At 61.5% G+C, this 16,787-nt stretch carries 11 protein-coding genes; all 11 read right to left on the reverse strand.

All coding sequences use genetic code 11. The features are described from left to right. Positions 1-92 precede the first annotated feature (92 nt). Positions 93-716 carry a nucleotide exchange factor GrpE gene (gene grpE, locus AC2A6O_RS22335; RefSeq protein WP_498930421.1) on the reverse strand — a complete coding sequence of 208 codons (624 nt, stop codon included), beginning with the start codon at positions 714-716 and terminating at the stop codon, positions 93-95. Between the two features lie 145 nt (positions 717-861). After that, positions 862-1,182 (reverse strand): thioredoxin, encoded by a 321-nt coding sequence (gene trxA, locus AC2A6O_RS22340; RefSeq protein ID WP_148582226.1) that lies wholly within the window; start codon positions 1,180-1,182, stop codon positions 862-864. Positions 1,183-1,267: 85 nt separating this feature from the next. Beyond that, positions 1,268-4,801 (reverse strand): double-strand break repair helicase AddA, encoded by a 3,534-nt coding sequence (gene addA, locus AC2A6O_RS22345; protein ID WP_498930423.1) that lies wholly within the window; start codon positions 4,799-4,801, stop codon positions 1,268-1,270. Beyond that, positions 4,771-7,917: a double-strand break repair protein AddB gene (gene addB, locus AC2A6O_RS22350; protein ID WP_498930425.1), complete on the reverse strand. Its 3,147-nt coding sequence runs from the start codon at positions 7,915-7,917 to the stop codon at positions 4,771-4,773. Before addB ends, addA begins: the two co-directional genes overlap by 31 nt. 2 nt (positions 7,918-7,919) lie before the next feature. Beyond that, complete coding sequence (locus tag AC2A6O_RS22355; RefSeq protein ID WP_148582224.1) at positions 7,920-8,654, reverse strand: nucleotidyltransferase family protein; 735 nt, start codon at positions 8,652-8,654, stop codon at positions 7,920-7,922. Positions 8,655-8,693: 39 nt separating this feature from the next. Further along, on the reverse strand, positions 8,694-10,220 hold the full coding sequence (gene tsaE / locus AC2A6O_RS22360; RefSeq protein ID WP_498930427.1) for a tRNA (adenosine(37)-N6)-threonylcarbamoyltransferase complex ATPase subunit type 1 TsaE: 1,527 nt from the start codon (positions 10,218-10,220) through the stop codon (positions 8,694-8,696). 8 nt (positions 10,221-10,228) lie between these two features. Next, positions 10,229-12,673, reverse strand: coding sequence for a PAS domain-containing sensor histidine kinase (locus tag AC2A6O_RS22365; protein ID WP_148582222.1), 2,445 nt, complete (start codon positions 12,671-12,673; stop codon positions 10,229-10,231). A 312-nt stretch (positions 12,674-12,985) separates the two neighbouring features. Continuing rightward, a complete protein-coding gene (ahcY, locus tag AC2A6O_RS22370) occupies positions 12,986-14,374 on the reverse strand; it encodes an adenosylhomocysteinase (protein ID WP_148582221.1) in 1,389 nt (462 codons plus the stop codon). A 206-nt stretch (positions 14,375-14,580) separates the two neighbouring features. Continuing rightward, complete coding sequence (locus AC2A6O_RS22375) at positions 14,581-15,891, reverse strand: class I SAM-dependent methyltransferase (protein ID WP_498930430.1); 1,311 nt, start codon at positions 15,889-15,891, stop codon at positions 14,581-14,583. A 105-nt stretch (positions 15,892-15,996) separates the two neighbouring features. Continuing rightward, a complete protein-coding gene (locus AC2A6O_RS22380; RefSeq protein WP_498930432.1) occupies positions 15,997-16,281 on the reverse strand; it encodes an HPr family phosphocarrier protein in 285 nt (94 codons plus the stop codon). Positions 16,282-16,288: 7 nt separating this feature from the next. After that, positions 16,289-16,693 (reverse strand): PTS sugar transporter subunit IIA, encoded by a 405-nt coding sequence (locus tag AC2A6O_RS22385; protein WP_148582218.1) that lies wholly within the window; start codon positions 16,691-16,693, stop codon positions 16,289-16,291. Between the last annotated feature and the right edge of the window lie 94 nt (positions 16,694-16,787).

Here is a 16,787-nt window from a genome sequence, read left to right on the forward strand (position 1 = left end):
TGAGATCCGCCTGATATGGTGCGCCCAAAGAAAAGGGGCTGCTCCGCACGATGCGAAAGCAGCCCCTTCAAAAGCTATAAGGCCGGTTGACCTCAGGCGTTCTTGTCGACTGTCTGCCCGGCTTCCGCCGTTGCTGCGACATCCTTCGGACCGCCCTTGGAAACGCCGACCATGGCCGGGCGCAGCACGCGCTCGCCAATGACGTAGCCGGCTTGCATCACCTGTACCACGGTGTTGTTCGGCACTTCGGTGTTCGGCACTTCGAACATCGCCTGGTGGAAATTCGGATCGAACTTCTGGCCTTCCGGGTCCAGCTTCTTGACGCCGTTCTTTTCAAGCTGGTTGAGCAGATCGCGCTCGATCATCTCAACGCCTTCAATCAGCGAAGCAACACCCGCGTCGGCGTTCTTGCGGTCGTCTTCCGGCAATGCTTCAAGCGCGCGGCGCAGGTTGTCGGAGACCGTCAGCATGTCACGGGCGAAGCCGGACACTGCGTACTGGCGGGCATCCTTGACTTCCTTTTCCGTGCGGCGGCGCAGGTTTTCCATTTCCGCCATGACACGAAGCGCACGGTCCTTCAGTTCCGCGTTTTCAGCTTGCAGAACTTCGATCGGATCTACACCGGCTGCCTCGACAGCTTCCGGCTGTTCCGCTGCTGCAGTTTCCGGCGTTGCTTCTGCCGACTGCTCTTCCGGGGTTTTGTTTTCGTCGCTCATGAATGATCCGTTTGCTCAGACTGTTTGCGGGTGCTTATACGACCGGTTGAGGATTTTTCAAAGAGGATCGGCGGATAGGCTTTCGCTTACCCGCCGGATGCGCTCATATGAACCGCAGCCGGTCAGCCGCAGACTCTTGTCGCTGTTAAAGGGCGCTCTTGATCCAATCGGAGAGCTTGCCTTTCGGCGCGGCACCGATCTGGGTTGCCATCGGCTCACCATCCTTGAACAGGATCAGCATCGGAATGGACCGGACGCCGTATTTCATGGCCATGTCCTGGTTCTCGTCGATGTTGAGCTTGGTGATCTTCACCTGGCCGTCCATCTCCTCGGAGATTTCTTCAAGAGCCGGGGCAATCATCTTACACGGACCGCACCATTCGGCCCAGAAGTCGACCACGACCGGTGCGTCGGATTTCAGAACTTCGGCTTCGAAGGAAGAGTCGGTAACTTGTGTGGTAGCCATAACTAGATCTCGTAGGTCTCAGGAGCGCGCCTACCCGATGTAAGCGCGTCAGTTGGCAAGAACGTAGGAAGCCGAAGGCCTGCCGTCAACCCGATGTGCCGTCAGGACGCAGTCCGGCGAAGGTTTCTTCCAGCACCTTTTCGGGGATTTCCATCAGGCTCGGCACCGCGGTCCACAGAAGCTGGGCGGAAATCTCCCTGCCCGGATAAATCTTCTTCAGCATTTCCCTGTAAACACAAAGCTGTGCGCGGTACTCGAGCGGGATTTCGGCAACTGACGCCGGCGGATGGAAATTGGTCTTGTAATCCACAATCACCACCCGGTTATCCTCAACCACGAGCCGGTCGATCTGGCCGGAGATCTCGACTTCCGTGCCATCGCTTGCCCGAATCGTCCCGACCAGCGGAACTTCGGCGCGGGCATGACCGCAAAACAGGGTCTCGAATTCCGGCATGTCCAGAATCGCCGCCACCTCGCGCAGAAGGTGGGGACTTCGGTCCGCGAATTCCGGTTTGAGGGCCTGTTTCAGATAGGCCTCCGATGCGGCCATGCGTTCGTCTTCGGCAATGTCCGGCAACAGTTCCAGAAGGCGGTGAATCAAACGACCACGCTCCAGAGGCCAGGACGCGAGGTCCCTGCCCGCCTGCAGACGGGAGACCGCAGGCACCGGCTCGATGCCTTCCTTTTCCTCCATCGCCTCAAAAGCCCTCGAGGGTTGAAGGCGCTTCTTCTTGGGAAGTGGGCGGACAGGGGTGGAGAGCCAGTCCGGCAGCGGCGGTTCCTCGCTGGGCGGCTCTTCAGACCTGTGCACGGCGCCACCTGCCTCCGGCTCGGCAGTGGCTCCTTCCTTCTGCCAGCGCCAGGCAGAAACGGACCCATCCCTTTCGGTCAGCTCACGTGCCTCGGGTTTCAGCGCCCGCGAGACCATGGAGTACCAGCAGTTTTCGTGGGCACCGCGTTTCGGTTCCCAGCCGCAGACGATCAGCCTGTCTTCGGCGCGGGTCAGCGCCACATACAAGAGGCGCCGGTATTCTTCCTCCTGCGCATCCCGCAGGGCTTCCACCGCCGCATCGTGCCAGGGTGTCCGATCTGCCTTGGGCGGCAGCCAGACCAGGGCCGGTGGCAGCAGATCGTTTTCCAGGCGCTTGCGCGGCAGAAAGGCCGGATCGTGGATTGCACTGACCGGGGGCGCACCCGGATCGACCAGGACGACGATGCGTGCTTCCAGCCCCTTGGATCCATGCACGGTCATGATGCGGACCATGCCCTTGGTGTTGGTCAGCTCGCGCTTGATCTCGGTCGGTGCCGCTGCCATCCAGGCAAGAAAGCCTTCCAGGCCCGGCGTGCCGGATTGCTCATAGGCGATGGTGAGCGCCAGGAACTCGTCCAGAACGTCATCGACCTCCACCCCGAGCCGGGCGCGGAAAGCCTTGCGGCCGCCATCAGCCCCCAGAAGGCGGGCATAGAATTCGTAAGGCGGCACGAAGTCGGCTCGTGCGCGCCAGTCTTCCAGCTTTGCGCGGACAGCCTTCCACTTGTCAGACGTGTCGGACCGCTTCACCAGCATCTGCCACAGCGTTCCAGGCCGCACCTTTTCCGGCGTTTCCCGGGCAACCTCCAGCAGGTCGTCGTCTGTCAGGTCGAACAGGGGGCTCTTCAACACGCAGGCAAGCGACAGGTCGTCTTCCGGCAGCAGCAGGAACCGGCCGAGGGCAGCGAGATCCTGAACCGCGATATGGTCCGTCAGCACAAGGCGGTCACTGCCGGCAGCCGGAATGTCCAGCTCCTTCAGTTCCCGGTTGAGCGCTTCGACAAAAGGCCCGCGCTTGCGGACGAGGATCATCACATCACCGGGATCTGCCGTGCCGTCACGCATCCACTGGGCGATCTCGGCCGCGATACGCCTTGCCACCTTCAGCATCGGGCTACCCGAGCCGACATGGTCAATCGGCTGGCGCCAGTCGTCCGGCTCCTCGATCTCGGCTTCGGCCTCCAGAGGCCACAGATCGACGATCCCCGGGTCCCGCCGGATGGCTTCATGAACCGGTGCTTTCACGTCCTGTGAAAGGCCTCTGTGGGCACTCTCGTCGTGGAACACCTTGTCGACCGCCCCCAGCACATCCGGTGTGGAGCGGAAGGAAAGTTGCAGATTGACCGAATGGAACTCCAGTTCGGCCGCCTTCGCCTTGCCGGAGAAAGACCGGCGCATGGCATCGAAATAGGCCGGGACGGCCCCCTGGAACGAGTAGATCGACTGTTTTTCGTCGCCTACCGCAAACAACGTGCGCACCCTGTCTCTCGCGCCGGTCCCGGCGAAGAATTCCGAGGCCAGCGAGGTCACCACCTCCCACTGGCGCGGGCTGGTGTCCTGGGCTTCGTCGACGAGGATATGATCGAGCCCCTGGTCAAGCTTGTAGTGCACCCAGAGCGCTGCGTCCGACTTCTGCAACAGCGTTGCCGTCTTGACCACCAGATCCTCGAAGTCGAGATAGCCGCGGGCAATCTTGGCACGTTCGTAGTGACCGATCACGGCATCGGCCAGTCGCAGCAGCGAGGAGGTCCCCTCATAGGTTGCCACCTTGCGGCGCTGGTCCAGCAGCTCCATCAGGCGCTGTTGTTCGGCTTCCAGCGCTTCAAGCATCTGGGGGAACGCCTCGGCGACCTTCTTGGTGGCGAGCGACTTGCGCGGCTCAAGCTTGGCGGTCAGAAAGATCGCCTGCCAGGCTTCGCGGAAAGCGGCACTGCCGGTGAGCTTGGCGGCAGCAACGAGATCGTCCGCGCGCGCCTGATCGGTCTTGGTGCCGGTGCGCAGGGCTTCGGCATAGGCAAGACAGGTGTTCAGATCGAGGGGGCAAGCGCTTCGGAATTGTTTGTCGAAGTCCGCCAGCCGCAGCTTGGGATCCGTTTCCAGAAGCTCGGCCAGTTCCGCAAGAGCGGTTTCCAGATCGCCGGCATCGACCGTCCAGCGGCGGAAGGCATCGCGGCTCTGAATCAATTCGTCCAGCGCCTTCTGGGCGCCGCCGTCGCTCATCAGATCGATGACAGACGCAAGCGCCCTGCCGAAAGCGCTGTCCGGCTCGGTCTCGGCAACATGCAGAACGGTGGCGCGCGAAGCTGCCATGAGTTCCGCCGCCACCCGGTCGTCGAGCACGGCAAAATGGCCGGCGACATTCGCCTCCAGCGGAAACTGGTGCAAAAGAGATTCGCAGAAGCCGTGGATGGTCTGGATCTTCAGCCCGCCCGGCGTTTCCAGCGCGCGGGCAAACAGGCGGCGCGCCATGGCCAGACGCGCGGCATCGGGCTTGCGGCCTTCAATGTCCTGCAATTCGCCTGCGAGTGCTTCATCATCCTTGGTGACCCATTCACCGAGGATCTTGAAGACACGGGTTGCCATTTCGGCGGCTGCCGCCTTGGTGAAGGTCAGAGCCAGAATGCGGGAGGGATCGGTACCGTCGAGCAGCAGCCGCACCACACGGCGGGACAGCACGAAGGTCTTGCCCGATCCGGCATTGGCGCTCACCCAGGCAGAGGCTCGCGGACGGGAGGCAAGGTCCTGCCGCTGTCTGGTCACCTCGGGGATCTGAAAGCTCATGACGGCTCCTCCGATCCAAGTGCCCATTCCTGCGTTCTGGCAAGATGATCGTAATCACCGCCCATCTGCCGCTCGCGCATGACACGGGCACGGGAGAGGTAGCCGATGTCTTCCCTGACATAGTGGGCGATCAACTGTTCCAGCCGTTTCCAGGCATCTTCCACCAGATCTTCCAGCGACGTGTCCTTGGGGTTTCGCGGCGCTTCGATCACCGGTTCGCTGCCGCCCTTGAGCTGCAGATACAAAAGCTCGGAAATCGGTGCATCCGCTGGCACATCCTTGAACCCGAACCGCCGGATCATCGCAGCTTCCAGAGGCAATTGCGGCGACAGCAATGCGTCGACCTGCTTTTGCGAAGGCACTTGGCCTGTCTTGTAATCGACCACCGAAAGCCCACCACCAGTCAGAAGGTCGATCCGGTCCGCCCGGCCACGCAGGCGGAAATCGAAGCCCGGCAGCTTCATCTCCACACCGCCGCCGATTTCCAGAAACCGCTGACTGACGTGCTGCGAACGTCTTGCTTCATAGGCAACGAAGCCAGCCGCAATCTTCTGGAAGCGCGGCCACCAGAGGGCCCGGATCGCCGGAAAGGCATCGAGCGGCTCGAACAGCTCTTCACCGATTTCCGTCAGGGCCTTGACGGCGCTGTCGTCAAAAGGGCCGGTCCAGGTCAGTAGGAAGTCGGCGAGCGCGTCGTGAACGAGATTGCCCTTGTCGGCCGCCCCCGGTTCCCCTCCAATCGGATCCACCAGCTGCAACTCAAGGACATGACGGGCGAAAATTGCATAGGGATCACGGATGAGGCGCTCGATTTCCGTGATCGAGAGCGATTTCGGGCGCGCAGCCAGAGGAGGACGCGGATGGGGACGGGATGCAGGCCGTACCGCGCCTTCCGGCCGGTCAAGCTGGGCAGCCAGGGCGGAATAGACCCGACCTTGCGCTTCCAGCTTCTTCGTCAGATCCGGCCCGGCAAGCGTCGTCAGACGTTGCAGCCAGCGGGACGCAACAGTGGGCGCGCCGTCGGAGCGGGCGGCACGCGAAAGAAGGACACGCCGCGCGCCCATGCCTTGCGCGAAATCATGTGCAGCCGAACCTAGCCTGCGTTCTGGCGGCTCCAGCCCCATGTCGCGTTTCATTGGCCGGTTCAGCCACGGGTCGTTCCGGGTACGCTGCGGCCAGATACCTTCGTTGAGGCCGCCCAGGATGGCGAAATCGAAGGCCTGGAGCCGTGCTTCCATGGGGCCGAGGATCTGTACCCGCTGGTCGCCCGGCAGCCTGCGCCGCACAGCCTGACCGGACATCAGCGCGGGCAGAACGGATGGCCATTCGCCGGGAGGAATTTCCAGACCGCTTGAGCTTGCTTCCAGAAGCCCGGTCAGGAACTGGGCCAAGGCCTCACCCGCCTCGCCGGAATAGAGTTCCGCCACCGAGCCTTCGTGGTCAATCGAGATCGCTTCGATCACCTCGACATGGCACCGGGCGAGATCGGTCAACAGGATCGTTCCGCTTTCCTCGGCGAGCTCTTCCAGTGGCTTCACCGCAAGCGACAGCCGGTCGACCAGGTTCCCGATGACGTCCCAGTCTTCGTCGTGGATCTTCTTCCAGCGCGGCGTGTGGGCCTTGCCCACCTCTTCCCGGCTTGCCTCGACAGCCAGACGCAAGCCTGCGGTACCCGGCCGGGCGCGCGGCCCGCGGACGACACCACGCTCCAGCGCACGGGCGGCAGACCGAATGTCCTTCACCGGCAGGCCAAGCCGTGTCAGCGGATGTTTCAGCAGCGCCAGAAGATCGATCGGCTCGCAGCCACCGAGCGCGAGTTTCGCGGCCAGGATCGCAAGGATCGCCGGTGCGGTCTGATCGAGCGGGCGGCCGGCACTGTCGTCGACCTGGATGTTCCAGCGGGCAAGCTCGGCTGCGACCCGGCGCGTCAGCATGCGGTCCGGCGAAATCAGCGCTGCGCTTTCCTGACGCTCGATGGCTTCACGCAAGGCAATCGCCACGCTCAAGGCTTCGTCTGCCTCGTTGCGGGCGGTCATGATCGAGACGCCTTCGAGAGCCTTCGCCCTGTCCGTTTCCGAACGGCTGTCCAGATAAGCTGTCCAGCCATCGGAGGTGTCGGCCGGGCGGAGCGCTTCGGAGACAAGTTCCTCGCGCAACAGGAGGCCCTGGTCCGGGTCTGGCCCAAGCGTTGCGACCTCTTCCCGCGCAGCTCCCAAACGGTCAAGCAACTGCTTCAGCGAATATTGCGGATGGGACGGCAAGGTTGCCGTGCCCGCTGGCGCCACACCCTTGCGCGTGGACGCCTTGCCGGTCCTCTGTCCGAGAACTGCCCAGGAGCGGTTGTCCAGATGCCGGTCCAACCCCGGCAGAACAACGACACCGGCTTCCAGCCTCGACACCACTTTCAGCAGTTCCGCAGTGGCCGGAACGGAGCCGGTGACGCCCGCGACAATAACCGGGCCGTGCGGAGGTGTCCTTTCCAGGCGCTCGGCCTCCCGCCGGATCAGCGCGGACCGGCGAGCCTTCGGGTCCATCATCTTCAGTTCGGCGAGATGCGCCGGCCAGGCCTCGCGCACGATCTGGAGGAAATCGAGCGTGATCTGCCAGTACCGGGCATGATCCTCCGGCACCAGACCGGACAGCTCCGACCAGTCGGCTTCTTCCGTCTCGACCTCGTCCATCAACGTCAGCAAATCCGCCGCCAGCCAGGCGGCGTCGGCCGTCGAGGCCGGAAGGCCGAGAGGCTCATCGGACCTGAGGCTGAGGGCTTCCCGGCGCAGCATGCCCTTCCAGGCCTTCACCAGCCGCGTCATCGCCAGATGGCGTTCCAGAAGGGGCATCGCTGGCGGCAAGGGTTCCAGATCCGCGTTGGCGGTCAGGCTCTGGGCGTCCTCATCGGCATCGCCCACCGGGCGGATGGCAGGTAGCAGAACCGGCCGGCCATCGAACCGCTGCTGGAAAAGTTCAGGCAGCAGGCGCGCTGCACGGCGTGTCGGCAGATACAGCGTGACCGACGGCAGCAGCAGCGGATCATCCAGCGGACGAAAGCCGGGGATCAAGGTGCCGTCGAGCAGGGTGTCGACCAGCGTTTTCAGAAATGGGACGGACGGCGGGACAGACCAGAGGCGCGCGCTGCGGGCCATCCTCAGGCGGCACTCTCGCGCACGGCGTATTCGGCATCGCGGATCGCGTCCGGCGTCCCGATATGCAGCCACAGGCCTTCCATCTGAACGCCGTAAAGACGCCCGGCTTCAATGGCCTTGTCAAAAAGACTGTTCATGGAGAACGGCCCTTCCGGGGCATCTTCGAACAGGCGCGGATGCAAGATGGTGGCGCCTGCATAGGCAAAGGGCGTGACACCCTTTTCCAACCGCCGCGTCAGGGCCCCATCCTTGGCCATGTCGAAATCGCCACGGCCGGAATAGCCTACCGCCTTCACCGTTTCAGCGACCAGAAGCAGTGCGTCCATGCGGCTCTCGTCCCAGGCTTCGATCATATGTTCGAGGTTCGGCTTGACGCCTTCGATCCAGTAGCAGGTATCGGCATTGAGCTGGAAGAAAGGCTCCCCACCCAGCAGCGGCAGGGCCTTCTTGATGCCGCCGCCGGTTTCCAGAAGCTGTTCGCGCTCGTCGGAAATCAGGATTTCCATATCGGGGCGGCGACGGACGTGAACCTCGACCAGATCTGCAAGGTAATGCACGTTGACGACACAGGACTCCACACCCGCAGCGGCGAGCCGGTCCATGCCGTGGTCGATCAGCGCCTGGCCGTTGACCTCGATCAGCGGCTTCGGCGTCGTCGCCGTCAAGGGGCGCATACGCTTGCCGAGGCCGGCGGCCAGGATCATGGCTTTGGAAGGGCGAAACCGCTTGTCTGTCATATTCAATCTCAAATGTGCAGCCGGTTGAACGCGGCGCGTTCAGTGCCGGTAGCGTGCGTACCAGTCTTTCAAATCCGACAGGAACGGCCTGTCAAGCGCCCGGTCGAGATAGCCTAACATGCGCGGCAAATGGCTCAAGTAAGCCGGCTTGCCATCGCGCTCGGCCAGGCGAACAAAGATGCCGAGGATCTTGGAAACCCGCTGCGCTGCCATGACCGCATAGGCCCTCGAGAAGCCTGCTTCGTCGAACTCTGCAGACTGCATTTTTCTTGCCGACACATAGGCATCGTAAAGCTCGGTTTCCAGAGCGATGTCGATGTCCGTGCGGGCGTCCAGCAGCAGGGAGGCAACATCATAGGCAACCGGTCCATAGACCGTGTCCTGGAAATCGATCAGGCCAACCCTGTCAGTCCCTTGCGCCCCTTCCTGCCACAGCAGGTTCGGCGAATGGAAATCACGCAAAAGCCACCCCGTCTGGGCATCCCTTATGCCTTCCAGCGCATCGCGCCAAAGCCGTTCGAATTCCGAGCGCGTGGTCTCGTCCGCGGGCTTTCCGGTCACCTTCGGAACATACCAGTCCAGAAACAGGGCTGCTTCGGCCGCAAGCGCGTCGGATGAATAGTCCGGCACCTGATACTGCCCACCATCGGCGAGCGAGACCGTTTTCGGCCAGACCTCACCATGCATCTTCGCCAGAACGTCGACGGCGGCAAGGTATCTTTCGCGCACCGGTTTGCCATCTACCACGATGGTTTCCCGGCCTAGGTCGGACGACAGGATCAACCCGTTGTCCAGATCACTTGCCAGAAGGTCCGGCGCGCGCAGGCCATGGTTGCGGAGTTCCGTTCCCACGGCGACAATTGACCGGCAGTCCCGCGCCAGATGGACTTTTTCCATGTAGGCGCGGACCGCTTCCGGCACTGCGTCTCCGTTGAACGGCCAGCGCATCAAGACAGCCGTCGAAGTTCCTGTCGTGACTGTTTCAAACGTGCGCAGGGACGCATCACCCGCCAGAAAACGCCGCTCGGCCTCCGGCAGGCCTGCCGTGCCCAGAAAGGACCGCGTTGCAAGACTTTGCCCGATGCGGCTCCGCCAGAGCGGATCGTCCGAATAGAGGCTGAACCGGCGCTGGTCTTCGGCTTCTGTCGGCTGGGTGATCTGGATCCAGAGGGCATTGCCGGGCAGCAGATCATCCGCCTTCTCAGGCCACTCGATCAGCGCGGCGCCCGTTTCCAGAAGATCCTCTAGTCCGAGTTCTTCCAGTTCTTCCGGCTCTTCAAGGCGGTAGAGATCGAAGTGGGAGAGATCGAAACGGTCAAATTCATAGGTCTGCACGAGCGTGAAGGTCGGGCTCGGCACTTCCAGTTCGGGCTCGCCGGCAAAGGCGCGGATCAGGGCCCGGGTAAAGGTGGACTTGCCGGCGCCCAGATCGCCCGAAAGACAAATGACATCACCGGGCTTCAGGACCATTGCGATGTCGTTGGCAAGGCGACGCGTGCCGTGTTCGTCAGCGATGTCGATTGTCTGAAAGGCGTCCGACAGGGCCTGCAACTGGTGGTCTGCCATTCGGCGCCCTACTCGGCAGCCGCCTGGTCCGCCAATTCGGGCCGCGCGGGGAAGACGCAGGTCACGGTCGTGCCCTTGCCTTCGGCGGACTGAATGTCGACCGTGCCGCCGTGCAGTTCGACGAAGCTCTTGACGATGGCAAGGCCGAGGCCCGCACCCTGGCGGCGGGATCCGGTGTCATGCCCGACAAAGCGGTTGAAGACCTGGGTTAGGATTTCAGCGGGAATGCCGTAACCGTGATCCTGAACGACAAAAGTCACCTTGTCGTCTTCGCGGCTGCAGGAAACGTCGACCACACCGTCTGGCTCGGAATAGCGCACGGCATTGGAGATGAGGTTGAACAGAACCTGACGCAGGCGTTTTTCATCGGCAACCATCATGCCGATATCGTCCGGCACATGGGTGCGCAGGTTGATGCGCGCTTCGGCGATCCGGTCCTTCAGCCCTTCAACGGCTGCCGCAACCGTCGGCGCGACATCGACTTCGCCCAGGTCCAGCTCCATGATGCCGGCATCCAGAGTTGCCAGATCCAGAATGTCGTTGATGATTGCCAGCAGCGCCGAGGAGGAGGACTGGATGTAGTCCGCGTATTCGCTCTGCTTGTCGGAGAGCTCGCCGAATTTCGGATCGGCCAGCAGCTGGGCAAAGCCGATGATGTTGGTCAGCGGTGAGCGCAGCTCATAGGAAACATGCTGGATGAAGGCGTTCTTGATCTGGTCGGCCTGTTCCAGCGCCTCGTTCTTTTCCAGAAGCGCCCGCTCGACATTGACGCTGTCGGTGACGTCTACAAAGGTCACCAGCGTGCCGCCATCGGGCAACGGAACGGTGGCATAGTCGACGACATCGCCGTTGTGGCGTTCCAGACGGCTGACCTTCTGGGTGCGATTGTCGAGAAGTCCCGTCACGTTGCCGGCAAGCTGTTCCCAGGCATCGCGCTCGGTTTCGCTGAGCGTGCAGGCGGAGACGACTTCCTTGACGTGCGGAAGTTCGGAAAGCTGTTCCTCTTCCAGACCCCAGATACGGCCGAACGCGGGGTTCCACAGCCGCAGGCGGCCATCGGACCCGAACACGGCGACGGCTTCCGAAAGATTGTCGAGGGTTTCGCCCTGAACACGGGTCAGCGCATTGTAGCGGCTTTCCAGATCGAGCTGCTCGGTGACGTTTTCATAAATATAGGTAACGCCGCCTTGCGGGTGCGGGTTGGCGATGACGCGCAAGGTGCGGCCATCGGGAAGATGCCACCAGCTTTCGCGCGCTTCCAGCGACTGGTAGCTCTCCATCATCTTGTTGCGCCAGACGCGATAATCGGCCTGTTCCGGGATCTTGCGCGCCGCACGCAGGGCATCCAGAACCGCGCTGTCTTCCGGCCGGCTTTCCAGGAAAGCGGGATCGAGATCCCAGAGCTGACGGAAGGCGGCATTGTAGAACTGTAGCTTGCGGTCGGCGCTGTAGATCGCAACGGCCGCGGCCAGTTGGTCAAGCGTACGGCCGTGGAATTCCTCCGCACGGCCGAGTTCCTTCTGCGCCTGTTCCAGTTCGCTGATATCTACGGCAATGCCGGCTCCACCGACATTCGCGTTGACATCGGTCACCTCGAACACCCGGCGCTCGCCGGAGGCGACAATCGGAATACGCGCGTTGAAACAGCCATCTTCTGTGCGCTGCACGGCCATTGCGGTGCGCGCGGCAGCATCGAGGAAGGTCGCGCCCTCCTTGATCGCCAGATCGGCGTCGGTCATCTCGACCGCTTCGGCATAGGCCTGGTTGGCCCAGATCAGATTTCCTTCCGCATCACGCTGCCACGCAGGCGCCGGCATGGCATCCAGAAGCGCGTGCAGCATATGCAGTTCGCCCGAGATCTTGGCGTTGCGGGCAGCAAGTTCCGCCTGCATCTGCCGCTCGCCGGTCAGATCACGCAGACGCAGCACGACAGCACCGCCGGTGGTGCGGCCGAGCGCTTCCACATAGGTGCCTGTGCGGGTCTTCAAGGTGGCGATGAAGGCTTCGCCGGTGCGGAACAGCATGTCCAGATGTCGTTCCAGATCACCTGCGCATTTTGCCGTCAGCCAACTGCCGAAGGCCAGCAACTGTGCCGGTGGGCGCGGCACGCCGGATTTTTCGGGAAGAATGCCCCAGATTTGCGGCATGGCACCGTTGCCGGTCCACACGATCACTCGCTGCTCGTCAGTATTGAGCATTGCCTCCAGGCGATCGACCCGGAATTTCAGATCGCTCTTTTCCTTTTCCAGCGTGTTCGTCAGCTGAGCGGACTGTTTGCGATGGCGTACGAGAGCGACCGATGCGGTGACCGCAAAGGCGCACATTCCGCCTAACGCACCGAAAAGAATCATGTTATCGGGAGAAATGGCAGCAGTCGTGTCGGCGAGCATGTCGGCTGCCGCCGAACCGCAGGACAGGCTCCAGCCTGCCAGCGCCGTTCCGCTGAGCTTCACCGATTTCAGACTCCAATCTCGCCACGCCGCGCGTTTCCGCGCGCCGTCCCTGCCGCTTGTCGGCATATTGTGATCCCCTTGTGCCGCTTTGCCCTGTTCTTGCGGGCCGCAGCTCCCGGTTTCTGGGAGCAAATCAAAGACATCCGCCTCGTGGCCTTTGATTCGCCTAAACCATAACCTTTTTGAGAATCGCGCAGAAGAGTCCGTTATTGAAAAGTTAACAGGACCCTTAAAATTAAAGGGTCCTGCATTTTTTTGTTCACAGATGCGAATCGCAGCGATCACCACATCTAGTGGGCCGCCTGACCGAAATCAGTATTTGTAGTGCTCCGACTTGAACGGACCAGCCTTATTAATCCCCAGATATTGAGATTGCTCGTCGGACAATTCGGTTAACGTGACACCCAGTTTTTCGAGGTGCAGACGGGCAACCTTTTCGTCCAGATGCTTCGGCAGCACGTAAACTTCGTTCTGGTACTGATCACCCTTGGTGAAGAGTTCGATCTGCGCCAGAACCTGGTTGGTGAAGCTGGCGGACATGACGAAGCTCGGGTGGCCGGTGGCGTTGCCGAGGTTCACGAGGCGGCCCTGCGAGAGCAGGATCATGCGCTTGCCGTCCGGGAACACATACATGTCGACCTGATCCTTGACCGGGCGGCACTGGGTGTTCTTCAGTGCGGCAACCTGGATCTCATTGTCGAAGTGGCCGATGTTACAGACAATCGCCATGTCCTTCATGCCACGCATGTGGTCGAAGGTGATGATGTCCTTGTTGCCGGTCGCGGTAACGTAGATATCGCCTTCCGGAAGCGCCTGTTCGATGGTCTTGACCTCGAAACCGTCCATGGATGCCTGCAGTGCGCAGATCGGATCGATTTCAGTGACGATCACGCGGGCACCGGCACCGGCCAGAGACTGGGCGGAGCCCTTGCCGACGTCGCCGTAACCGCAGACAACGGCAACCTTGCCCGACATCATCACATCGGTACCGCGGCGGATGCCGTCCACCAGGGACTCGCGGCAGCCATAACGGTTGTCGAACTTGGACTTGGTGACGCTGTCGTTGACGTTGATCGCCGGGAACGGCAGTTCGCCCTTTTTCTGCATCTCATAAAGACGCAGCACGCCGGTGGTGGTTTCTTCCGAAACGCCCTGGATCAGCTCTTTCTGCTTGGTGAACCAGCCCGGGTTCGCGGCCATGCGCTTCTTGATCTGCGCAAACAGGCACACTTCCTCATCGGACTTCGGGTTCTCGATCAGACCGGTTTCGCCCGCTTCGACCCGTGCACCGAGCAGGATATACAGCGTGGCGTCGCCGCCATCGTCGAGGATCATGTTCGCGCCTTCGGGGAAGTCGAAGATCTTGTCGGCATAATCCCAGTATTCTTCCAGGGTCTCGCCCTTGGTGGCGAAAACCGGAATGCCGGCGGCTGCGATGGCAGCGGCGGCCTGGTCCTGCGTGGAATAGATGTTGCAGGAAGCCCAGCGAACTTCCGCACCCAGCGCGACCAGGGTCTCGATCAGAACGGCGGTCTGAATGGTCATGTGCAGGGAACCGGCGATGCGGGCCCCCTTGAGCGGCTTGGAGTCACCGAATTCGGCGCGGCAGGCCATCAGGCCCGGCATTTCGTGCTCGGCGATCTCGATTTCGGTGCGGCCCCAGTCTGCGAGCGCGATGTCTTTAACGATGTAGTCGGTCATGAATATGTCCTGCTGTTTTGAGCCAGCTTCAGGCGCAAGGCCCCTTGAGTGCCGCCGCCTTCTCGTGAACCGGTGCCGATAGTGGCGCCAGGGGCGAGCGGCAACCGAAATCCGGAAAGCTCCAGAAATCGTTGGATGGGGTTATAGCGTCAGCAGGGTTATCACGCAATAAAGATATAAAGAATTCTTTATATCACCTGCCCAGGTCAAGACCGATAGAGATCCGCACGCGACGGTGGCATGCCCGAAGGCCCCTTGGTGCGGCGTGTCGCGACCGTCTGGAAGATGCCGATGGTGCCGCGTTCGAAGCCAAGCGACACGCCGACGAGATAGGCCACCCAAAGGCGATACTTGTGCTCACCGACCTCGGCGACGGCCGCATCCTTTGCCTTCATCAGGTTTTCAGCCCACAGGCGCGTCGTGCGGGCATAGTGCTCGCGCCAGGCTTCCACATCGTGAACCTCAAAGCCGTGGGCTTCCAGATTGGTCAGCGTCCAGCCGATATGATCGACCTCACCTCCGGGAAAGATGTAGCGCACGAGCGTCTGGTATTCCGCCTTCTTGCGGCGAAACTTTTTCAGATCCTTCTTGCCCCGCCGCGTGATCGCGTGATGCAGGTAGATCCCGCGCGGTTTCAGCAGGCGGCGGACATGACGGTAATAGTCGTCGTGATTGTCGATGCCGACGTGCTCGAACATGCCGATCGACGAAATCTTGTCGAATTGCCCGCTTTTCAGGTCGCGATAATCAATGAGCTGAACCGAGACCCTGTCCTCGAGGCCGCGCTCACGGATGCGCTCCTCAGCCAGTTTAAGCTGCTCCTCGGCGAGCGTAACCCCGAGCGCGCTAACGCCGTAATGCTCCGCCGCATGGCAGATCAGAGCCCCCCAGCCGCAACCGACATCCAGCATGCGGTCGCCCGGTTGCAGCCGCAGCTTGCGGCAGATCATGTCGAGCTTGTCCTTCTGCGCTGTTGCCAGATCGTTCGACCAGTTAGAGAAATAGGCGCAGGTATAGAGCATCTCCGGATCGAGAAAGAGCCGATAGAAGTCGTTGGAAACGTCGTAATGGAACGCGATATCGCCCTTGCGGCTACCGGAGCTCCGATCTGCCGCCTGGCCCGCATCCAGCCCGTCGGGATTGGCATCAGCTTTGCGGCCCGATCCGCGCAACAGGGAGAAACCCGATTTCAACAGCAGCATCTTGTTGAGACGCTTGCGGATCTCCCGGCTCTTGAGTGCTGGCCGCTTTTCCGCGAAGTCGAAAATACTGCCTCCACGCGGATCAACGTCGCCATTGGCATAAAGATCGATCAGTGTCTTGAGGCCGGGACGGCGCAGAAGACGCGTCAGGGCCGTCTCCGAAAAAGCAAGCCGCAGCCCGTCTGCGGGCGCATCGGCCGGCACCCGGGATCCGTCCCAGAGTTCAAAAGCGAATTGAAGTTCCAACGCCTCATGGACGTGCGTCAGAGCAGTGCGCGCAGCGGAAATCAATCGGTCCTGAGTGTGGCTCGCCATATCGGCTCCCCGTTCGGTTTGGAAAGGTGTGGCCGATGCCCGGAATTCACTCGATCGACCGCAGCGGAAATATGCGCTACCTGGCTGCCGCGCGAAACGTCATGATCAGTCTTCTTCGCCAAACCCGCTTTCGACGAGCTCGGCAATCGCCGCCATCGCTTCGTCTGCATCAGCGCCGGTAACACTGACCGTGATATAGCACCCCGGGCTGGCGGCAAGCATCATCAGACCCATGATGGACGTCCCGCCAACGGTCTGACCGTCCTTGGACACCAGGACGTCGGCTTGGAATGTTTCCACCAGCTTTACAAGCTTGGCGGAAGCTCTGGCGTGGAGGCCACGCCGGTTGACGATCGTCAGGTCTTTTTCCAACACGGTCGGCGCTGTCATTATTTTTTTAGTTCTGCCCCGACAAGACCTGGCTGGCGACCGAGATGTATTTCTGGCCAGCCTGGCGGGCTTCGTCGACGGCATCGGCCAATTCGCGGTCGCCGCGTACACTGGCGAGCTTGATCAGCATCGGCAGGTTGACACCAGCCACCACTTCAACGGATTTGCTGTCCATCACGGAAATCGCGAGATTGGAAGGCGTGCCACCGAACATGTCCGTCAGAAGTACGACGCCCTTGCCGGAATTGGCAGCTTCCACAGCGGCCAGAATGTCCTGGCGCCGCTGCTCCATGTCGTCATCCGGACCAATGGAGATGGTTTCAACCTGTTCCTGTGGACCGACAACATGTTCGAGCGCTGCTTTGAATTCCTCGGCAAGGCGCCCGTGCGTAACAAGTACAAGTCCGATCATGCGTCAGTTAGCCTGATTATCGAGTGCGTTAAGCTCAAGACCTCAAAAGAGATCCGGGAAGAGCCGGGCGTTTATCAGTCTGATGCACTCTCTT

This window comes from Labrenzia sp. ATLA3, assembly GCF_057180185.1.